19 protein-coding genes are annotated in these 19,229 nt (G+C 65.4%); 5 read left to right on the top strand and 14 right to left on the bottom strand.

Features of this window, described 5'->3' with window-relative positions:
* Window positions 1–49: 49 nt before the first annotated feature.
* Window positions 50–1,648 carry a flotillin domain-containing protein gene (locus N1F91_RS24645; protein ID WP_289996133.1) on the bottom strand — a complete coding sequence of 533 codons (1,599 nt, stop codon included), beginning with the start codon at window positions 1,646–1,648 and terminating at the stop codon, window positions 50–52.
* Between the two features lie 166 nt (window positions 1,649–1,814).
* Complete coding sequence (locus N1F91_RS24640) at window positions 1,815–2,894, bottom strand: substrate-binding domain-containing protein (RefSeq protein ID WP_289996132.1); 1,080 nt, start codon at window positions 2,892–2,894, stop codon at window positions 1,815–1,817.
* Window positions 2,895–3,075: 181 nt separating this feature from the next.
* On the opposite strand from N1F91_RS24640, the gene N1F91_RS24635 reads away from it, so the two are divergent.
* Window positions 3,076–3,513: a MarR family transcriptional regulator gene (locus N1F91_RS24635; RefSeq protein WP_289996131.1), complete on the top strand. Its 438-nt coding sequence runs from the start codon at window positions 3,076–3,078 to the stop codon at window positions 3,511–3,513.
* Window positions 3,514–4,127: 614 nt separating this feature from the next.
* Here N1F91_RS24635 and N1F91_RS24630 read toward each other — a convergent pair.
* Window positions 4,128–4,391 carry a helix-turn-helix transcriptional regulator gene (locus tag N1F91_RS24630; RefSeq protein ID WP_289996130.1) on the bottom strand — a complete coding sequence of 88 codons (264 nt, stop codon included), beginning with the start codon at window positions 4,389–4,391 and terminating at the stop codon, window positions 4,128–4,130.
* Window positions 4,392–4,678: 287 nt separating this feature from the next.
* Between N1F91_RS24630 and N1F91_RS24625 the strand changes: the two genes are divergently transcribed.
* The 3 genes from N1F91_RS24625 to N1F91_RS24615 all read left to right on the top strand — a co-directional run bounded on the left by N1F91_RS24625 (window position 4,679) and on the right by N1F91_RS24615 (window position 7,396).
* Window positions 4,679–4,939, top strand: a complete 261-nt coding sequence (locus N1F91_RS24625; protein WP_289996129.1) for a DUF6634 family protein — start codon at window positions 4,679–4,681, stop codon at window positions 4,937–4,939.
* Between the two features lie 7 nt (window positions 4,940–4,946).
* Window positions 4,947–6,488 (top strand): AAA family ATPase, encoded by a 1,542-nt coding sequence (locus N1F91_RS24620; protein WP_289996128.1) that lies wholly within the window; start codon window positions 4,947–4,949, stop codon window positions 6,486–6,488.
* Between the two features lie 152 nt (window positions 6,489–6,640).
* Entirely contained in the window at window positions 6,641–7,396 is a 756-nt protein-coding gene (locus N1F91_RS24615; RefSeq protein WP_289996127.1) for a metallophosphoesterase, read from the top strand.
* A 479-nt stretch (window positions 7,397–7,875) separates the two neighbouring features.
* Here the strand turns inward: N1F91_RS24615 and N1F91_RS24610 are convergent, their stop codons facing one another.
* Genes N1F91_RS24610 through N1F91_RS24595 form a run of 4 tightly spaced genes read right to left on the bottom strand, consistent with a single transcriptional unit; the run spans window position 7,876 to window position 10,911 of the window.
* Window positions 7,876–8,613, bottom strand: a complete 738-nt coding sequence (locus tag N1F91_RS24610; protein WP_289996126.1) for an SDR family oxidoreductase — start codon at window positions 8,611–8,613, stop codon at window positions 7,876–7,878.
* Entirely contained in the window at window positions 8,610–9,251 is a 642-nt protein-coding gene (locus tag N1F91_RS24605) for an isochorismatase family protein (RefSeq protein WP_289996125.1), read from the bottom strand. The genes N1F91_RS24610 and N1F91_RS24605 overlap by 4 nt, the downstream gene beginning before the upstream one ends.
* 24 nt (window positions 9,252–9,275) lie before the next feature.
* Window positions 9,276–10,136: an isocitrate lyase/PEP mutase family protein gene (locus tag N1F91_RS24600; RefSeq protein WP_289996123.1), complete on the bottom strand. Its 861-nt coding sequence runs from the start codon at window positions 10,134–10,136 to the stop codon at window positions 9,276–9,278.
* Between the two features lie 25 nt (window positions 10,137–10,161).
* Window positions 10,162–10,911, bottom strand: a complete 750-nt coding sequence (locus N1F91_RS24595) for an aspartate/glutamate racemase family protein (RefSeq protein ID WP_289996121.1) — start codon at window positions 10,909–10,911, stop codon at window positions 10,162–10,164.
* 227 nt (window positions 10,912–11,138) lie between these two features.
* Here N1F91_RS24595 and N1F91_RS24590 point away from each other — a divergent pair, with 227 nt between their 5' ends.
* Entirely contained in the window at window positions 11,139–11,906 is a 768-nt protein-coding gene (locus tag N1F91_RS24590; protein WP_289996120.1) for a GntR family transcriptional regulator, read from the top strand.
* Window positions 11,907–11,929: 23 nt separating this feature from the next.
* Here N1F91_RS24590 and N1F91_RS24585 read toward each other — a convergent pair whose 3' ends face one another.
* Genes N1F91_RS24585 through N1F91_RS24555 form a run of 7 tightly spaced genes read right to left on the bottom strand, consistent with a single transcriptional unit; the run spans window position 11,930 to window position 18,888 of the window.
* The gene (locus N1F91_RS24585; RefSeq protein ID WP_289996119.1) at window positions 11,930–12,808 is read right to left on the bottom strand and encodes an MBL fold metallo-hydrolase; all 879 of its coding nucleotides are present in this window, start codon (window positions 12,806–12,808) and stop codon (window positions 11,930–11,932) included.
* A 9-nt stretch (window positions 12,809–12,817) separates the two neighbouring features.
* A complete protein-coding gene (locus tag N1F91_RS24580; protein ID WP_289996117.1) occupies window positions 12,818–13,675 on the bottom strand; it encodes an SDR family oxidoreductase in 858 nt (285 codons plus the stop codon).
* On the bottom strand, window positions 13,675–15,183 hold the full coding sequence (locus tag N1F91_RS24575) for an aldehyde dehydrogenase (RefSeq protein WP_289996144.1): 1,509 nt from the start codon (window positions 15,181–15,183) through the stop codon (window positions 13,675–13,677). The genes N1F91_RS24580 and N1F91_RS24575 overlap by 1 nt, the downstream gene beginning before the upstream one ends.
* A 46-nt stretch (window positions 15,184–15,229) precedes the next feature.
* The gene (locus N1F91_RS24570; RefSeq protein WP_289996116.1) at window positions 15,230–15,964 is read right to left on the bottom strand and encodes a GntR family transcriptional regulator; all 735 of its coding nucleotides are present in this window, start codon (window positions 15,962–15,964) and stop codon (window positions 15,230–15,232) included.
* Window positions 15,964–16,878, bottom strand: coding sequence for a polysaccharide deacetylase family protein (locus N1F91_RS24565; protein ID WP_289996115.1), 915 nt, complete (start codon window positions 16,876–16,878; stop codon window positions 15,964–15,966). Before N1F91_RS24565 ends, N1F91_RS24570 begins: the two co-directional genes overlap by 1 nt.
* Window positions 16,879–16,894: 16 nt before the next feature.
* Window positions 16,895–17,641, bottom strand: coding sequence for an Asp/Glu racemase (locus N1F91_RS24560; RefSeq protein ID WP_289996114.1), 747 nt, complete (start codon window positions 17,639–17,641; stop codon window positions 16,895–16,897).
* Window positions 17,642–17,682: 41 nt separating this feature from the next.
* On the bottom strand, window positions 17,683–18,888 hold the full coding sequence (locus tag N1F91_RS24555; RefSeq protein ID WP_289996112.1) for an FAD-dependent monooxygenase: 1,206 nt from the start codon (window positions 18,886–18,888) through the stop codon (window positions 17,683–17,685).
* Between the last annotated feature and the right edge of the window lie 341 nt (window positions 18,889–19,229).

The raw sequence follows: 19,229 nt of genomic DNA, 5'->3' as shown, positions 1-19,229 counted from the left end.
GGCGCGTCTCCCGGCGCGCCAGTGAAGCCAAGTCCTTTGGCTCGGTCGATCAGTCCTTCTTGCGAACCGGCGAGCGATTGATGGCGTCGAGCGCGCGGGCGCCGAGATTGTGGTCCATGTCGACCCCGATCTCCTCGCCGAGCTTCTTGATCATCGGGAAGCCGATCGCCATGCCCATGATCGAATCGAGTGCGGACTGGAACCCGCCCTGCCCGCCTGCGCCACCTTCGCCTGCGCCACCGCCCATCGGGCCGAGGCCGGAAATGTGGTTGATGCGGATCGAGTCGATCTTCTCCACCGGCTTCATCATCTGCGCGGTGATCTCGGGCAGCATGTCGAGCTTGTGCATCTCCAGCCGCAGCCGCAGGATCTGCTCGCTCTGCGAGTTCTCGGCCTCGATCATCGCCGACTTGCCTTCCGACTCGGCGATCAGACGGTGACGCTCGGCCTCGGCCTTCACCTGGGTGGCGTTGCTCTCGGCCTTGGCGAGCGACAGGATGGTATCGACCTGCGACTTGACCTTCTGGTCGTCGACCTCGGCGTCCTCGCGCGCCTTGAGCAGCGCGAGCTGCCGGCTGCGTTCCGCCGCCATCACGTCTCGTTCGGTCTGCACTTCCTCCTGCGCCTTGACGAGCCTTGTCTTGGCCGCCTCGAACCCGGCTTCGGCGATCTGCTCCTCGCCGCGCTTGGCGGCAATCCGGATGGAATTGTCGATCTTGGCCGTCTCGACCGCCAGCAGTGCCTCGATCTCCTGCTTGCGCAGCAGAAGATCGCGCTCGATCTCGGCGCGCTTGATGTCGCCGGTCTTCGAAATGCGCGCCTCTTCGGCGATCCGCTCGGCAGTCGTGCGGGCGTTCTGGATCTCGGTGTCGAGGTCGATGCGGCGGCGCTCGAGGTCGAGGCGCTTGGCGATCTCGGCCTCCTCCTGCTCGCGCTCGATCAGCAGCCTGTGACGGGTCTGGTCGAGCAGCCGGCGCCGGATTTCGACGTCAGCCTCCGTCTCCACCTGCACACGCGCCTTCTTGTTGTGGCTGACGAGTTCGGCAAGCTTGCGCATGCCGACCGCGTTGAAGGCGTTGTTCTCGTCGAGCGCGTTGAACGGCGTCTGGTCGAGCCGAACCAGCGATACCGAATCGAGCATCAGGCCGGAGCGGCCCAGATTGGGCGAAAGCCGCGCCATGACCGCCTCGACGAAGGCGTCGCGCTGCTCGTGCAGTTCGTCCATCGAGCGGCCGGCGACGGCCGACTGCATCGCGTCGACCAGCTTGCCCTCGATCAGGCCCTGCATCTCCTCTTCCCGGAAGGTCTTTGAGCCGAAGGCCTGCGCGGCGGTCGCCACGCCCGTTTCGGACGGGTCGACGCGGACGTGGAACTCCATCGCCACGTCGACGCGAAGCCGGTCCTCCGAAATGAGGGATGCCGCGCCCTGGCGCTCGATCCTAAGCCGCGTCGTGCGCATGTTGATGCGTTCGATGCGGTGCAGGATCGGCAGGGACAGCGCGCCGCCGTCGATCAGCACGCGCCGGCCGCCGAGGCCTGTCCGCACCAGCGCCGTCTCGCGCGTCGACTTCGCGTAGAAGCGGTTGAGGAACAGCACGCCGAGCACGATCGCGACGACCAGAACGACGAGCGCCAGAAACCAGGCCACGCTTACCTCCGTTTCGATGGGAGCGGGACCGGCGTGCCCCGCACGCGATTCCCCTGAACTGGGGTGGAAGCTAGCGCAGGAACATTTTCCGTTTCAAGCTTTTTTGCTTTCCGAGTTAAACTTTCTCGGAATGGGAGCCGGGTCGGCGTCCGATGCGCGGCCGGCCTCAGGCAAGCCTGTCGATGACGGAGAACAGATGGCCGTCGGCGCGCGCCAGGTAGATCGGGTTCTCCTTCCGCTCGTTCGAGACGAAGGTGCCGCCGCGCGCGCTGCGCCAGGTGATCGGAGCGCCGCGCGGCCGCTTGCCGTCGATCAGCGCGGCATAGAAATGCAGGCCTTCGTAGATCGACTGCCCGAGCGCGTTGAGCACCGGGGCATGCTCGCGGTGCAGGCTGCGGTAGCGCTCGACGAAGGAGAGATTGGCATCGGTCTTGAGACCGGCGAAATAGGAGGACGCGGCATAGAGGCGGCGGGTGTAGTCGGCCCCCGTCGCAAGCAGAACGTTCTCTTCGATGGCGGTGGAGAAGCGCACGATCGACCGGTCGAGGCCCATGGCGCCGAACACCCGGTTGAATTCGACCGCTTCCTGACCGATCAGGGACAGGAGCACGATGTCGGGCCGTTTCGCCGCAACCTGCTCGACCAGTTCGACCGGTTCCTCGAGGCCGAACGGCACGTAGGTCTCGAACACCACCTGACCATCCGATGCGGCGATGCAGTCCCTGGCGTACCGGTGCGAGGCGCGCGGCCAGACATAGTCGTTGCCGACCAGCGCCCACCGCCTCACCCCCAGCGAGGCGGCGAGATGCCGGATCGCCGGGGCAAGCTGCTCGCGCGGCGTCTCGCCGATGGTGAAGCAGGCCGGCGCCTGCTCGTTGCCTTCGTAGAGCGGCGTGTAGACATAGGGTATCCGCCCGCCGAGCGCGGCGTTCAGGCGCTGGCGCACCGAACTCACATGCATGCCGACGACGGCGTCGACGCCGCCGTCCTCGATCAGGTCGTTGAGCTGCTCGACGGCCGTCTCGACCACGGAATCATCTGCATCGAGGAAGACGAGCTCGACCTCGCGGTCACCGATGCCGCGGTAGCGGTTGATCTCATCCAGCGCGAGCTGGGCACAGGAAATGCAGGAGGGGCCCCAGATGCCTGCCGACCCGCTCATCGGGATCAATACCGCGATGCGCGCCCTCCGGCGGCCGCCGAAGAAGAGCCCTCCGCGCAGGCCAGCCCCGAGGGCGGGTCCCATGCCGCCTCCGTTCGCGCCATGGCGCAAAGCCGATCGCTCGATCATCCGGGTTCAAGCCCCTGTATGTTCCCGCTGTGTTGTTTTTCTTTTCCGAATTAAGTATCTGAAGCATCAAACGAAGGCAATCGGCCCGGCTGCGATTCGTATGCCGGCAACCAGTGCCGACCTCCGGGAGAGGAACGTGTCCGAACGATCGCTCAGCGACTATCTGGCCTACCTGGTAGCCCAGACGCACCGCAAGCTGCATGGCGACCTGGAGCGCGAGCTCCAGGCGGAAGGCGTGAGCGTTGAACAGTGGCGGATGCTCGAGGTGCTGAGCGAACGGCGCGGCCTGTCGATGGGCGAGATCGCCGATCTCGTGCTGATGAACCACCCGGCGCTCACCAAGATGACCGACCGGATGGTGGCGCGTGGCCTGGTCCATCGCCTCCCTGATCCGCATGACCAGCGGCGCGTGCTCGTCACCATCACCGATCTGGGATTCGAACTCTTCGAGCGCGTCCGCGGCCATGTCGAGGAACAGAACTCGGCGCTGGAAGAGCACCTCGGCCACAAAGGCTCCGCCGCGCTTCGAAAGCTCCTCGGCAGCGTCATCGATTTGGGCGAGGCAGGCAGATAGGCCCGCAGGTTCACCAGCCGGCATCGGTGGGGGGGCTTCCGATTGAACCGCGCTGGGTTTGCCGCCAGCCCCTAGCCATGGATAGTCGCGCGAAACCAGTCCCGATGCCTGTCGGACAGCAGTTCGCCCGACGGAGCGCCTTGAGGATCTTCCGGACGCCGGCCTTCACCTCCTCGAATGTCTGAGACAGTCGGCCATGGCCGGTTTTTCCAGCTGGCGTATTGGCGCTCCTCGGCTTCGACCGATGGTATGTTGCCGATGGGCTCCGGCAGCCGGCGACTGTCGAACCAGTCGACCCAGGCCAGCGTGGCGACCTCGCCTGCGCGCGTCCCGGACCTGCCGTGGCGGCAAATCCAGGCTGACGCACGCCTCAGAGCGTGTGAATCAATCGGGGACGCGAAAGTATCCCCACTGAAATCCTTGAGATTTTTGGCTCAAGCTGCGCGGAAACGGGCATTCCTTCACATCCTCTCAGTCCGTCACCGACGCGTCCGAAGAGCAAGCGAGCGTGGGGACCGCGGCCTATCTGCCAGCCATACCCGGCAAACGGACCGGATTGAAATGCTCAGCAGTCGTACATGACCCCGAAGTGCCGCAAGCATCCGCGACGACAGCTAGAAGCGTAGGTTTCCCTTCTGGAGATGATCCGCCCGGATCCTTAGCCCCGGCCCAGAAACGCCGTCATCGGGAATGAACACGATCCCCTGCTTCTCGAAAGCATCCTGCAGGCGCCGCCGTGTCTCGAGCGAAACCGTCGGGTCGTTCTGCTCGATGCGCAGGATGGTCCGCTGCCCGACGCCGGATAGCGCGGCCAGTTCACGTTGGCCGATGCCCAGGGCGACGCGCGCCGCCCGCAATAGTTCGCTAGGAATGTCCATGCAGCTTCGTAGCGCGCCTTGTTGGACGACTCCATGGGATTCCCTATCCAGCCGTATCGCGGATCCCGGATGAGTCCTTGCGGCGCCACTGGCGCCGGCTAAAGCCGGCTGGACGCCGCACGTCCCGACGCCCTAAGCAGAATCCGTTCCGGCGGCGGTTGTGATTCGCTGTGTCCGTGGGCGGCAGAGGAAGGGCGTTCGACATGGTGGTACGGTTAAGGCAAGGCGAAGGGCAGAGCCGAGAATTCGCCCGGTTCCATCGGAAACTGGACGAGCTTGTCGCCGACATGAAGGCTCTGCGGGATGGAAGCCTGCCAGAGGAACTGGCCGGCGTCGAGCCTCCGACCCTGGATCGCTGGGCGCCGGCGCTGGGACACAAGCTCTACCTCGTTGGCCTGTCGACGGGCCACCCGAAGCTGGTCGGGGAGAACCGGTTGATCAGCACGTCCGAACTCATGCTCGTGTCCGAAGACCACACATATGCGCGGACCCTGTCCCGGTGGTATCGCCTCGGGCGCGAGGTGAGCCGTACCGAACTGGACGGCTGAGGACGTCATGGCGCACGCTTCCCATCCCACGGCCGATCCCTCGGACCGTCATTTTGAACGCCGATGCAAGCAGGCGCTTGCCGGCGTCCACCTGCCGACCGAGCGAGAGCTGCTGCGCGGCATGGGGTTCTTCATGGACGATGTCCGCGAGGACATCAGGGAGTGCGCGGAGCGTCTTGCCAGGCACATCCGGCGGAAGGGTCTGCAAGGTCATGAGTCCGTGCTCGAAATCCTCGACGACCTGGCGATGGCTCCCGGCATGGACGCGCTCGGTCTGCTGGAAGCCCAGCTCGCGAGCTTTCCTGACTGGGCGGCCATTCCTGCGAAATCCTGGCGGACACGGTGCCGCATCTATCGGGCGGCGTCCGGCGATGCCGATGCGGCTGCCCTCGTTGCGGCGGAGATCGCCGCTCTCGGGTTCGAAGACATCCGGTCCGCACAGGGTCGAGACCTTGTGTGGCGCTCCCTTGGCTGGGCGGTGCATTCGCGGCGGATGGAAGACTGGCATGCAACCGGCGCCCGCATCACCTTCGCCAGGAACCACCACCGGAATGACGTCGGGGACTATGCGAATGAGTTCCGACGAGCATTCGACCTGTCCGCGGAGACAGGCGGTGCGTCAGAGCCGGGCGGTTCGGATGCTCCAGGGCCGGACGAGACGGCCAACGACGCCGAGTCGCGGTCTGCCGAGGGCGTGGTGGTCTTCAGGACCATCGGGATGGGGACCGCCAGGGGCGGAGCGGATGTCGGCAGAGACTATACGGAACTCCTCGACATGGCGCTGCCGCTTTCGCCAGTGCCCGACCTCGGCCTGGTTCGGGAACGGCTCCTAAAGGAATTCCCTTACGCGGCATCGGTGATCGAGACCGTCCTGCACGATGTCGCCGGTGGCGACCACGTCCACATCCGGCCGACGATGCTGGTCGGCCCACCCGGCGCGGGCAAGAGCCATTTCGCGCGGCGGCTAGCCGAGGAACTGAAGACCCCATGGGAGATGATTCCTTGCGGCGGCGTACACGATGCCATGCATGGCGGCTCATCGCGGAAGTGGTCGACCGGTGAGCCCAGCCTGCCTGTTGCCGTGGTCCGCTCTCGCCGACATGCCGGTCCCATCATCCTCCTCGATGAAATCGAGAAGGTGGGCAATGGCCGCCACAACGGAAACCTTCATGACGTACTGCATGGACTACTCGAGCGGGAGACGGCGGCGCGATGGCGTGATCCCTACATCGACGCGCCATGCGACCTGTCGCATGTCTCGTGGATTCTGACGGCCAACACCGTGGAGCCAGTTCCGAGGTCGCTACGCGATCGCTGCCGCTGCATTCGGTTTCCGGAGCCCGGACCCGAGCATCTCCCGGCGCTTGCCCAGCAGCTGTTGTCCGAGATGTACCGCGAAAAAGGTTTCGATCCGCAGTGGGCGCTCCCCCTCGACGGGGTCGAGATCGAGGCGCTGTCCGCCGCATGGCCGGGCGGTTCAATCAGGGCTCTGCAGCGGATTGTGGAACGGCTCATCCACGTCAGGGAGGCCAGCATGACCCGCTGCTAGTGCAGGAGACCCTGGCTACGAGCCATCGGAGGCCCCGGCTCGGCCAGGACGGATATTCGAATCCTTCAAAACCTGCGCTCCGATGTGCATCGACGCTGTCGGCAAGGATTCCATTGCTTACAATGGCCACACAGGCTCCATTGGAGACGAAAATGAAGATATGGATCCTGTCGGACCTTCACCTTGAGTACGCCGACTTGCGGCAGCCGCTTCGTATACCCGACGCAGACGTCTGCGTGATGGCCGGAGATCTCTGCCGCGCCCCGGCCAACGGTGTCCACTGGCTGGCGGAGCACATCGCGCCTTCGATGCCATGCGTCTACGTCGCCGGCAATCACGAGTTCTACAAAGGGTCCATCAGGGAAGGAATCGAGGACGGTTTGAGGGCCGCTGAAGCATTCACGGGCGTGCATTTCCTCGAAAACACGTCTGCCGTCATCGACGGGGTCCGCTTCCTGGGCGCCACCCTGTGGACCGACTACCGCATCGAGGGCCATCCCCAGATAGCGATGCACCACGCCCGTGGCCGCATGAACGACTACAGGCAGATCGCGAGGCAGCGGAATCCCTGGCAGCGGTTTGTGCCGGAGGCCGCCTACAGGATGCATCAGCAGTCGCGGACCTTCCTGGACACCGCCCTGAAGGATTCCGCCAGAACGGTCGTGGTCACACACCACCTGCCGCACGCGCGTTCCATTCCGCCGCGATTCAAGGGCGATCTCCTGAACGGCGCCTACGCTTCCGACCTGACACATTTAATCGAAAGCGGACGTCCGGCACTCTGGGTTCACGGCCACACCCACGACAGCTGCGACTACCCGGTTTGGGAAACCCGCGTGGTCTGCAACCCGCGGGGATACGATGACGAGAACAGCAAATTCGATCCGGCGCTGGTGGTGGGAGTGTAGGAGAGCGGCTCGTGTCGGCCTGTACGCTTCTACTTGTACCCCTGCGCCACATGGGCGGGCAAAACCGTCGCGCCGATCGACAACATCGTTCCGCACTTGGATCACCTCTAGGATTGCTTCGCCGCCGATATGATGCGATGCGCCTTGAACACTGCCTGCGGTGCAAAAGCCGTAAAAAATCTCGCGCTCTACAACTTAAAATATCCGGCGGCGCATCCTGTTAGTACTTCTTTGGAGTTCGAAAATACCGTTATAATTTTGGAATAAAGCGGATCACTTTTGCTGAGCTATTGGCGCCGTCACTGCCGTACCTGCTGCCGCCCAGCCGCGAGTACTTGCGCCGCCTATGGCGGGACCGGCTTGCGCAGACCCTGGACAGCAGGCGCCTGAGCTAGGCTCCGATGATCCGGAGCCGGCGCCGATGACCCTTCAGGGACATCGCCAGGCCGCTGACAAGGCCGGACGGCGGCACCACGCCGTCAGGGCATGTAGCCGCCGCCGTTCACCCACAGCACCTGGCCCGTCATATAGGCGCTGTCTTGCCCGAGCAGGAACCGGATCGGCCCGACCACATCGTCCGGATATGCAAGCCGCTTCATAGGAATGGCGTTGCGGTAGGCTTCCAGGCTGACGACGCTCTCGCCGCTCTCGTCCGACCGTCCAGTTCCGCCGCGAAGAAACGCTGTGTCGACGAGGCCGGGCGCAACGGCATTGACCCGGACCGTCAACGCCCATTCATGCGCGAAGGTCTTGGTAAGCGCGACGACGCCCGCCTTGGCCGCGGCATAGGAGCCGTAGCCCGGGCGCACGAAATGGGCGAGGCCGGAGGCCACCATCACCACGCTCCCGCCCTCCGCCATCAGCGGCATGACGGCCTTCGTGGAAAGGAACGCGCCGCGCAGGTTCCCGGCGATCACGTCATCGAAGTAGTCGCTCGACGTCTCGGCCAGCGGCTGGATACGGCTGTTGTAGCCTGCAAGGTTGACGAAGCCGTCGAGCGCAGGAACGCGGCTCGAAAGCTCCTGCATCGCCGTGCCGATCGAAGCCTCGGAGAGCACGTCCACGGCGACCGACGGCACGTCGAGCGAATGCCGCTCGAGCGATGCGGCCAAGTCTAGAACGACGACCTCGTCGCCGCCCTCGACCAGCGCGTTGACCAGTGCACGGCCGATACCGCCGGCCCCGCCGAGCACGGCGATCCTGCGGATGTCGGTCATCGGTCGTTCCTCATCGGCAGCGAGCGGAGGTAGGCGAGAATCTCCGCTTCGGAGACCACGTCGGCGTACTTGGCGTTCATGTCGAAGAGGTTCGCCTCGTGCGGGGCCGGATGCCGGTCTCCGCAGGCATCGCGGACAACGCTCGTGGTGAAGCCGTAGGACATGGAATCCACACAGGAGGCGCGCACGCATCCCGACGTCGTCAGACCAGTCAGGATGACGCTGTCGATGCCCATGGCCGTCAGCGTGGAGGCCAGCGAGGTCCCGAAAAAGGCGCTCGGGTACTGCTTGGTGACCACGATCTCGTCGTCACGCGGCACGAGGCCTTCGGCGAACCCGGCCGTCTTCTGTCCCTTGACGAAGGCCTTCAACGGCTTGGCCTTCTCGAAGAAGCGGCCGCCGTTGATCCCGCCCGGCTGGTAGCTCACCTCGGTCAGGATGACCGGTACGCCGACCTCGTGCGCCACCTCCCGGATGCGCAGGGCCGACGCGAGAGCATCGTCCACCCCCGCATAGAGGTCGCAGTCCCTGTCGAAATAGGCATGCGCAAAATCGATCAGGACCAGCGCCGGCTTCTTTCCGAAGCCGGCGCGGTTCCCATAGGCCTTGGCGTAGTTCGCGTCGAGATCCTCGCTCATTGCACGTCTCCCTGGAGCCTTGCTTCAGACCTGTGCGTACTTCTTCTCGAAGTCCCACACATCCTCGAAGCCGATCAGTTTGTTGAACTCGGCGAAGGAATAGAGTTCGACGGCGTCTGTGCTCTCGCCGTTCTTCAGCAGGTCGGCATACGCCTTCTCGAGCGCCGCACCCACGGAGAGGAAGCCTACCGCCGGGTGGATGGCGATCGAGTACCCCATCTCGTGCAGGGTCTTGGCCGACAGGAGCGGGGTGCGCCCGCCATTGACCATGTTGGCGAAAAGCGGCGCGTCGATCTCGTCGGCGACGCGCTTCATCTCGTCCACCGTCTCGGGCGATTCGATGAACACGACATCGGCGCCGGCCTTGGCGAAAGCCTTGCCGCGCCGGATCGCCTCCTCGATGCCGAGCCCGGTGCGCGAATCCGTGCGCGCGATGATCAGGAAATCGTCGGACTTGCGGCTGTCGGCAGCCACCTCGATCTTGCGCACCATGTCCTCGAGCGGAATGACGCGCCGGTTCGGCGTGTGGCCGCACTTCTTGGGGAACTCCTGGTCTTCCATCTGCATGGCGGAGACGCCGGCGTCCTCGTAGCCGCGCACCGTGTGACGCACGTTGAGCAGGCCGCCATAGCCGGTGTCGGCATCGGCGATCACCGGCTTGGTCGTCATCTTCACGATCTGGGCGATGCGCTCGATCATGTCGCGGTACGTAGCAATGCCGGCGTCCGGCTCGCCGAGATAGGAGGCGACGGTGCCGTAGCCGGTGACGTATAGCGCCTTGAAGTCCATCCGGTCGGCGATCAGCGCCGAGATCAGCTCGAATACGCCGGGCGCCAGGATGAATTCCTTGTTCTTGAGCGCGGCCTTGAGTGCGGGATCTGCCATTGTCTTCCTGTCCTTGGGTCGTTTTTCAGTGATTGCGCAGGAGCTGTCCCAGCCCTGCGATGCGGTCGTCGATGCCTGCGGCGCGCAGGATCGACCAGAAGGTCGCCTGGTTCGACGTCACGACCGGCACGCCGAGCACGGCTTCCAGTTGCTCGACCAGCGGCAGCGTCGGAAAATCGGTGCAGGTGATCAGCAGGGCCTCGCTGCCGGGCACGAAGGCCGCGCGCGCATGGGCTGCCACCTGTTCGATCGGCGTCTCGGCGATGCGGACATATTCCTGCGGGCCGTTGGCGCCGATGCCGAGGCCGATCAGCCGGTCGACGGCAAAGCCGTTCTCTTCCAGGAAATGCGTCTCATGCTCGTTCAGCCGGTCGGCATAGGGCGTGGCGACCGAAAGCCGCGTCACGCCCAGCGCCTTCAGCCCCGCGATGATGGAGGCCGAGGTGGTGACCGCCTTGACGCCCGTCCGCGCCGTCAGTTCGTCGGGAAGCGAACCGACCGGATTGATCATCGAGCCGGCCGTGCAGGCATAGGCGATCGCATCCACCCGCGCCTGCTTCAGCATGGCGAAGACCTCTTCGAGGTCGTCCATCAGCGCTTTCCGGCCCGCCTCGCTGGCGGCGGTATCTGCATGCAGCTTCATGCGGTGGGTATGGAAGGTGACGCCCTCGGGCACCATGCGCATCCACTCGGCCTCGTTCACAGTATTTGTCGGCGGCACGATGAGCCCGAGCTTCGCACGCTGGCTATAGACTGAGAGGTGACGGCACTGCATCAGGGACGCTCCATGTCGGCCATCGATGCGCCGACCTGTTTGTTCAGATGAATTCGCACAGCCGCACGATAAATGTCCATACCTTTTTCCATCTCCCTCCGTCACGACCAGCATTCCGCGTGCTCACGAAGAACGAACGGTTGATCTTGCGCAAGGCGGCCGGGTGCGCCAGATACGACAAAATTGTCCGTACGTCCGGGACGAATGCCAGGGGAGGCCGCGACAGCATGGCTGACACGACGAGCGTTGCCGGCGAGGCCGGGAGCGACGGCCCTCGCTACGCGCGTATCCAGAAGGTGCTGGAGGAGCGCCTGATCGGCGGCGTCTATCCGGTCGGATCGCTGATACCTACCGAGATCGAACTCGCGGCCGAGTTCAACACGTCCCGCTTCACGATTCGCGAAGCGCTCCGCTACCTGCGCGAACACGGCTATGTCGAGCGGCGCCAGGGGGTGGGCACCCGCGTCATATCGAGCAGTCCCCACTCGACCTTCTTCCGCTCCTTCGGCTCGCTGGAGGAACTGTTCCAGATCGCGGTCGAGACCTACTACGTCATCCTCTACACCAGGCGCATCGCGCTCGACGCGGAGCTTGCCGAACTGGTCGGAGGACTGCCGGGCGAGGAATGGTTCGAGGTAGCCGGCGTGCGATGGACGCGGCCCGGCGGCACGCCGATCTGCTACATCCAGAGCTATATCCCCGCTCGCTTCGAGCATGTGATCCCGCTGCTCGACGGGCACCAGGGACCGTTCTTCGCCCTGCTCGAGCGCCACTCCGACGGAAAGATCGAAGAGGCCGTCCAGGAAATCCGCGCCTTGCCGATGCCGGCCGAGATCGAACGGCAGCTCGGCCTGTCGAAGGGATCCTGGGCGCTGCAGCTTCTGCGCCGCTACCTGACCGACCAGGGCGTGCTGATCGCCTCCTTCAACTGGCATCCGTCCGATCAGATGGTCTACATGATGCACATCCAGCGGGCGAAGCCGTCGGTCGACTGACCGGTCTGCCCGGACCGGCGCCGTCATCCCACGAAATCCGGCCTGAAGCCCCCGCCCGCGCGGGCGATGGTCATGCCGCCGGCGCCTCTCAGATGCGCAGGCACGAGCAGCGCGCCGGTCCCGGCCGACCGCTCCAGGAGAGCGAGCCGCGTGGCGACCGCCTGTTGCGGATCGGCGCAGAACGCGCTTGCCCAGCCGGGCTCGTAGACCTGGACGGGGGAATGGATGGCGTCGCCGCAAAACAGCGCCTGCCCGTGCGACCGGCAGTCGAGGCAAAGCCCGACCTGCCCCGGCGAATGTCCCGGCAGGGCCTCGATGCGCATGCCGCGCGCCAGGTCGAACCCGTCGTCGACCGTTTCCGCCAGTCCAGCCTCGATCACCGGAAGGACGGAATCGGTGTAGGCACCATGATTGTGGCTCCCGGGTTCCCTCGCCTCGATCGCCTGCCAGTGCGCCAGCTCGGTCCGGCCGATGAGGTAGCGCGCCTTCGGGAAGGTCGGCACCCAGCGGCCATTGTCGAGCCGCGTGTTCCAGCCGACGTGGTCGGCATGGAGATGGGTGCAGAGAACCACGTCGACCTCGTCCGGTGACACGCCGGCCGCGGCAAGGCGCTCGATGAAGCCGGTTCCCTCGCGCCGGTGCCAGTCCGCACGGCGAGGCCGCTCCTTGCGTTCGCCCACGCAGCTGTCGATCAGGATCGTCATGCCGCCGGCGCGGAGCAGCCAGCTCTGTACGCCGAGCAGGATGGTCCCCGCCGCGAAATCCACATGGTGCGGCGCGAGCACGGGTTCGAGGTGCCGGATCGCCTCGATGTCGGCGCCCGGCATCAGGAACGACAGCGGCAGCGCGAACGGGTCGAGGTCCACGATACGTTCAAGCGTCGCGCCGCCGAGATCGAACATGGTGTCTCCTCACATGATCCGTGGCTTGTCGGCCGGCGCCGATCGCGCCGCGGCAGCCGCTTCGTCCGGCGCCAGCGCGTCGTTCCAGAGCCTGGCGATATAGCGGCCTCCGGTCTCGTGGTTGGAGGCGTCCGAACAGAGCCAGAGGATCGCGCGCCGCATGATCGAAGGCGGCAGCAGATTGCCGTCCGCACCCTTCTTGCCGGGCCCGGACGGCAGGAGGTCGGTGTCGGCCGCCCCGCCCGGCAGGTAGACGTTGACCGTCACTCCCGTACCCGCCAGATCCTGCGCCCAGACGCGGGAAGCCGCCTCCAGCGCCGCCTTCGACGGGCCGTAGGGCGAGTATCCTTTCCGCACCATCGTCTGGTCGCTGGTCGAGACGTTGATGACCTTGCCGAACCCACGCGCCACCATGCCGGGCACCGCGGCGCGCGCCATGTTGAAGGCACCGGTCACGTTGGTGTCGATGATCGCCTTCCAGGCGTCCGGCTCGGCTTCCCAGAAACGCGTCGGCTCGGTGTTGAAGCGCTCCGAAATCAGCCGCATGCCGACGCCGGCATTGTTGACGAGCACGTCCACGCGCCCGAAGCGCGCCACCGTCTCTGCCACCACGGCCTCGCAGGCCGCGTAGGAGCAGACGTCGGCGACGATGCCGGCGACATCGTCGCGTCCGGCCGCACGCCCGGCGTCCGTCGCTGCCGCGCGCGCCTTCTCCACCGCCGCGTCCAAGGCCGTGCCCGGCCGGGACCCGGTCAGCACCACCTTCATGCCCGCCGCCGCCATCTCAAGCGCCATCTCGAGCCCGAGCCCGCGCGACGCGCCGGTCACGATCGCCACGCGCCCGGCAAGCGACGGCTGCGCCGCCATCACGCCGTCTCCCCCGCAAGGCCCATGCGCGGAAACGTCCGCCGCTCCCGGGCGATGATCGTGGTCTTCATCTCGGTGAACATCGCCCGCGACCCCTTCGCGCCCTCGCGCCCGAGGCCCGACTGCTTGAAGCCGCCGAAGCCGGTCCTGAGGTCGCGCACGATCGGCGTGTTGACCATCACCGTCCCGGTTCGCAGCGCGGACGCCGTGCGCATCGCGCGCTTCAGGTCTTCCGACCAGACGTAGCCCACGAGGCCGAACCTGCTGTCGTTGGCCTTGGCCACCACCTCGTCCTCGTCGTCGAACACCTGCAGCGTCGCGAAGGGACCGAAGATCTCCTCCTGGCAGATGGCGATGGAATTGTCGGGCGCCAGCATCGCCGTCGGCTCGAAATAGTAGCCCGCGTTGAACCCGGCGTGGCGATGCCCGCCGGTCAGCAGCGTCGCGCCCTCCTTCGTGCCGCTCTCGGCATAGCGGCTCATCCGCTCGCGCTGCGAATGGTTGATCATCGGGCCGATCTCGATGCCCGGCGCGAGCGGGTCGCCGACGGCGAGCGCTTTCGTCCGGGCGGCGAAGCGCTCGATGAAGGGCTCGGCGATGCGCCGCTCAACGAAGATCCTGCTGCCTGCGAGGCACATCTGCCCATTGTTCATGAACGAGCCGAGCAGCGCGCCGTCGAGCGCGAGATCGAGATCGGCGTCGCCATAGACGATGCTGGCGGACTTGCCGCCGAGTTCCATCGCTCCGCCCTTGATGCCCTTGGCCAGCGCCGTCAGGATGGCCGTTCCCGTCTCGGTGCCGCCGGTGAACGAGACCATGTCGATGTCGGGATGCGAGACCAGCGACACGCCGGTGACGTGGCCGCGGCCGTTGACGAGGTTGAGCACGCCGTCAGGCAGGATGCCGGCCTGCGCGACCAGCGCAAACAGCCGCGTCACCGTCAGCGGCGTCAGTTCGGACGGCTTGACCACGCAGCAATTGCCGAAGGCAAGCGCGCCGGCGATCTTCATGGCCGTCAGCCCGAGCGGCATGTTCCAGGGACCGATGAGGCCGCACACGCCGATCGGTTCGTAGGTGACGAGGCTCATCAGCCCCGGCTCCTGCGTGAACACGTCGCCGCCTGCCTGGTTCACGTATTCGGAGAAGAAGCGGAAGTTCTGCGCCGCCCGGGTCACGTGCATCAGCTTGGTCTGGCCGAGCGGAATGCCGGTGTTGATCGTCTCCAGCGCCGCCAGTTCGTCGGCATGCGCAAGGATCAGGTCGTGGATCGCCATCAGCGCCTTCTGCCGGTCGGCAATGCTCGCGCGCGGCCACGGGCCGTGGTCGAAGGCCTTCCGCGCGGCTGTCACGGCACGATCCACCTCGAGGGCGTCCGATTCATGCAGGATGGCTATCCGCCGCTCGGTCGAGGGATCGACGACCACGATCTCCTCGCCGCCCGCTTCGACGAACCGTCCGGCGACGAAACCGGTGACGCGGGTCGGATGGTCAGACAGCGCTTCGCGCATTGCGGTCACGTCGGTACTCCTTTGCTTGGTCTTTTTCGCTGCGGCCTCAGCGGCCCCGCTTCAGCGTTCCGTCGCGCGGCCGCGGCTTGGTCGAGAGGATGTGGCCGGCCATGGCCGTCTCCGCCCACTCGCTGTTGCGCTGCGCCAGCGCCGCGATGATGTCCCGGTGCTGCTCGTTGGAGCGGCGGATGTTGATGCTCTGGTCCCAGACGAACTGCTTGATCAGCACCAGCGGCAGCGACACCGCCTGGGCGGTCAGCAGCTTCAGCTGACGGGAGCGCGCCGCGTTGACGATGATCGAGTGGAATTCGGAATTGAGCGTCACGAAGGCATTCGCCGCGTCCGCGCCACCGGCCGGATCGATCCGGTCGATCTCGACGACAAGCCGTTCGAGGCGCCGGATCTCCTCGTCGGTGATCTTCTGCGCCGCCGCGCCCGCCGCGTAGCTTTCCAGCCGCGCGCGGACGTCGAAGATGATCACCACTTCCTCGTAGGAGAAGTCGGCGACGAAGCGGTGGCGGTTCTCGGCGATCGCCAGTCCCTCGCCCACCAGGCGCCGCAGCGCCTCGCGCACGGGCGTCCTGCTCGTGCCCGTCATCGCCGCGAGCGGTTCCTCGCGCAGATGGTCGCCCGGCTTGAGTTCGCCCGTCAGGATCGCGCGGCGGATCAGCTCGTAGGCGCGCTCGACCGGACGGCTGGATTCCGCCCGTTCGAGCTGGCTCACCATCTCCGGATCGACGAAGATCAGGCTCCCGTCGCGCCGGGGCGCACCGTCCATCATCACGCCGGATCCGGCTCGATGTGGCTCTGGTGATTCTCGAGATACCATTCGGCGATTTCCTCCCTCGTCGCGAACCACACCCCCTCGAACTGCTTGGCGTACCGGATGAAGTCCCGCAAGGCGCGGATGCGGAACGGCTGGCCGATCACATGCGGATGCAGGCCGATGTTCATGAACCGCCCGCTGGTCGCGCTTTCCGCGTAGAGCCAGTCGAACTGCTCCTTGAACATCATGAAACCGGTCTCTACCGTCAGCCCCTGCCGCAGGAACGAGAAGTCGTTGACCTCCGACGTGTAGGATACCGAGACCATCGGCCTGCCGCTGCGGGTCTTCACCAGGTAAGGCTGGTCGTCGTTGAGGAGGTCGGTGATGAAGATCAGCCCCTCCTCCGACAGGATGTCGATCGTGTTCAGCGTCGAGCGCAGCGATGAAGACAGCCACCCCTTCGCCTTCTTTCCCACCGCCTGCTCGTAGACGTCGAGCGTGCGCCTGATCACCGCGCGCTCCTTGTCCTCGTCGAACATGTAGTCGGTCAGAAGTTCGTCCTGCACGTAATTGTGCGCCACGATCTCGAAGCCGCGCGCCAGCGCCGCCTCGATCACTTCCTGGCGCTCGACCGCCATCTTGGCGTTCATCGTGCAGCTCGAGGTTACGCCCTCGGCGTCGAAGACGTCGAACATGCGCCAGACGCCGACCCTCTGGCCATACTCACGCCACGTGAAGTTTGGGTTGTCGTAGACATTGCCCGGCAGGTCGCCGCCGACGATGCCCGGACCACCCGGATAGTACTTCTTGTCGGTCGGCTGAACCTTGTCCCAGTACTCGAAATTCGTGGTCAGGATCACGGCCAGGCGCTTGCCGTCAGGCCATTTCAGCGGCTTGCGCTTCGGCACCGGGACGAAATCATAGTGCATGTCCTGCTCCCGCCGCTCAGTACTTCGCCAGCAGCGAACCGAAGCCCTGCACCTTGTCCTCGATGCCGTTCATGCGCAGCGCATGCCAGTAGGTCGCCGTGTTGATGGCGATCACGGGCTTGTCGAGCCAGAACTCGGCGATGGCGCCGACGCGGGCCATGGCGAGGTTGGTACCGGCCTGCACGATCGCTTCCACCGACGGATCATTGACCTCGATGATGGCGTCGCGCAGCGTCTGCTCGCTCTCGTGGGCGATTAGCATCGGGCTCTTGCACTTCAGCCCCTTCACGGTCACGACCTCGTAGCCGCAGTCGGTGAAGAACTTGCGAACCTGCTCGTCGCCGATCGGCATGTAGGGCGTGACCACCGCGATGCGCTTGATGTCGCCGAACTTCTTGAGCGCCGCCTGGCAGGCATCCGAGCCCATCGCGACGTTCATGCCGGCGCGCTCCTCGACCTGCGCCTTCAGCGTGTCCGCGCGGTCCTTGCCGTCCCAGAAGGTTTCGGCCGACATGCCCATGATCATGGCGCCTGGCGAGCAGGTCTTGACCGCGTCGATGGCATTCATCGTCTCCGCGCGGATGCGCATGACGAGTTCGTTGAAATCCTCGTCCGAATTGACCGGATCGTCCGGGATGATGATGCGCGAGAAGTGGTTGGTGACACCGACCGGGCGCATCGAATCGAATTCCGGCTGCACCGACGTGTTGGTGGACGGCGCTATGACGCCGAACTTCATCCGGTAACCGAGACTGTCGACCATGGAAACGTTCCTTGAGTTTGGCTTCTTGAAGAGGGTTGGCGTCAGGCGACGGCTTCGAGGTCGCGCAGGGACTGGATCATCGACGACTTGAGGAGAAAGTCGCGGTGCTTGCGGGGATCGGCGACGATCGACCGCAACTCGTCGTGATAGGCGCGCCGCTGGGCGGGATCGGTCTCGTTCATCATCTGGCGGTTGCGCAGCGTCTGCGCCTGCACCGCCTCGAGCGTCACCTTTCGGCGCTGGCGCTCGTAGCGCCCCATCAGCTCGAACGGCGCCTCGCCCTTAATCACCTTCGTCAGCTTCTCGGTCAGGTTGATCGCGTCGTGGATGCCGCCATTCATCCCCATCCCGCCAAGCGGGTTGTTCACATGGGCGGAATCGCCGGCGAGGAAGATGCGGCCGCTGGCGAAGTTCGCCGCAACGCGCTGGTTAACGCGGTACGCAGTGGCATGCACGATGTCGTATCCGGCATCGTTCGGGCAGAGCGCCTGCAGCCGCGCCTGCATCGTCTCGGGGTCCTTGATCTGCTCTTCGGTCTGGTTCGGATCGGTCGGCAGCAGCACGCGCCACAGCGACGGCGTCCGCAGCAGCACGGCCCATTCGTTCGGATCGGTGACGTAGGCGATGGGCGCCAGATCGGGAATCGCCTGGGCGAAGTCGAAATGCGTCGACATCGACAGGAAGATCTCGGGGATCGTCATGCCTTCGAAGGGAATGTCCAGCGACTTGCGGATCGCGCTTCGAGCCCCGTCGGCGGCGATCAGGTAGGAACCCCGCATCTCCTCGACCGAGCCGTCCGACCGGCGCACCATCAGTGTAGCACCGGCGTCGTCCTGCCTGGCGCCGACTGCCTCCGCCTCGTAGACGAGATCGACGAAGTCGCGCTCCTCGATCCAGCCGCGCAGCAGTTCCGTCAGCTTCCACTGCTCGCACTGCAGCCGATAGGGATGGTTCGTGTCGTTCGACAGCAGGCCGAGGTCGAAGGTGGCGACGACCCCTTCCGACCGGTCGCGGAACTGCCACTGCGGACAGACCAGTCCCTGCTCGACGAGACGGCCGCTGACGCCGAAACGCTCCAGCATGTCGAGCGTCGGCGGATGGAACGTCGAGGCCCGAAGATCCTTCGGCAGTTCCCGGCTCTGTTCCACGATCGTGACCGGAATGCCGGCCTCCGCAAGCGCGCACGCCGCGACCAGCCCGACCGGCCCCGCCCCCGCGATGAGTACCCGTTCCTTGTCTGCAACCATACCCAGTGGCCTCTTGAATGTTCCGCTTGACAATGCCGAAGCACCCTTTCAATGTGTACATATTGTCAGGACATATCAACTGAAATTTTCGGGGTATGTTGAGACGACGAAGCCGTCCTGAAATGCACGCCGGATCGATCCCCGGCGTCGTACGGATAGCCGGGAAGCGCGGTAACGAGAGGCCGTCAAATGGCCCGCAACCGCAGAACGCAGGGGTTTTTGCGCAAGAAACTTGCGCGATGCCGCGAGAGCGGGAACTGAGCCGGGATCTACGATCCCAACGCACCATGGGACGGCGCAAGCCGCCGCAAGGAACCGCTTGAAGCGGCGCTGGAGGGCAT

This window comes from Aquibium sp. ELW1220 (genome assembly GCF_030398385.1).
Taxonomy (GTDB): domain Bacteria; phylum Pseudomonadota; class Alphaproteobacteria; order Rhizobiales; family Rhizobiaceae; genus Aquibium.
Note: the sequence above shows the minus strand (reverse complement) of the source record. Positions and strands in the feature narration are given on the sequence as shown.

Bases quoted from the DNA above. Each gene is read 5' to 3' on its own strand.
- N1F91_RS24555 (WP_289996112.1), bottom strand. From the start codon at position 18,888: ATGGTTGCAGACAAGGAACGGGTACTCATCGCGGGGGCGGGGCCGGTC.
- N1F91_RS24605 (WP_289996125.1), bottom strand. From the start codon at position 9,251: ATGAGCGAGGATCTCGACGCGAACTACGCCAAGGCCTATGGGAACCGC.
- N1F91_RS24560 (WP_289996114.1), bottom strand. From the start codon at position 17,641: ATGGTCGACAGTCTCGGTTACCGGATGAAGTTCGGCGTCATAGCGCCG.
- N1F91_RS24620 (WP_289996128.1), top strand. From the start codon at position 4,947: ATGGCGCACGCTTCCCATCCCACGGCCGATCCCTCGGACCGTCATTTT.
- N1F91_RS24625 (WP_289996129.1), top strand. From the start codon at position 4,679: ATGAAGGCTCTGCGGGATGGAAGCCTGCCAGAGGAACTGGCCGGCGTC.
- N1F91_RS24615 (WP_289996127.1), top strand. From the start codon at position 6,641: ATGAAGATATGGATCCTGTCGGACCTTCACCTTGAGTACGCCGACTTG.
- N1F91_RS24595 (WP_289996121.1), bottom strand. From the start codon at position 10,911: ATGCAGTGCCGTCACCTCTCAGTCTATAGCCAGCGTGCGAAGCTCGGG.
- N1F91_RS24570 (WP_289996116.1), bottom strand. From the start codon at position 15,964: ATGATGGACGGTGCGCCCCGGCGCGACGGGAGCCTGATCTTCGTCGAT.
- N1F91_RS24590 (WP_289996120.1), top strand. From the start codon at position 11,139: ATGGCTGACACGACGAGCGTTGCCGGCGAGGCCGGGAGCGACGGCCCT.
- N1F91_RS24640 (WP_289996132.1), bottom strand. From the start codon at position 2,894: ATGGGACCCGCCCTCGGGGCTGGCCTGCGCGGAGGGCTCTTCTTCGGC.
- N1F91_RS24610 (WP_289996126.1), bottom strand. From the start codon at position 8,613: ATGACCGACATCCGCAGGATCGCCGTGCTCGGCGGGGCCGGCGGTATC.
- N1F91_RS24575 (WP_289996144.1), bottom strand. From the start codon at position 15,183: ATGCGCGAAGCGCTGTCTGACCATCCGACCCGCGTCACCGGTTTCGTC.
- N1F91_RS24565 (WP_289996115.1), bottom strand. From the start codon at position 16,878: ATGCACTATGATTTCGTCCCGGTGCCGAAGCGCAAGCCGCTGAAATGG.
- N1F91_RS24630 (WP_289996130.1), bottom strand. From the start codon at position 4,391: ATGGACATTCCTAGCGAACTATTGCGGGCGGCGCGCGTCGCCCTGGGC.
- N1F91_RS24600 (WP_289996123.1), bottom strand. From the start codon at position 10,136: ATGGCAGATCCCGCACTCAAGGCCGCGCTCAAGAACAAGGAATTCATC.
- N1F91_RS24580 (WP_289996117.1), bottom strand. From the start codon at position 13,675: ATGGCGGCGCAGCCGTCGCTTGCCGGGCGCGTGGCGATCGTGACCGGC.
- N1F91_RS24585 (WP_289996119.1), bottom strand. From the start codon at position 12,808: ATGTTCGATCTCGGCGGCGCGACGCTTGAACGTATCGTGGACCTCGAC.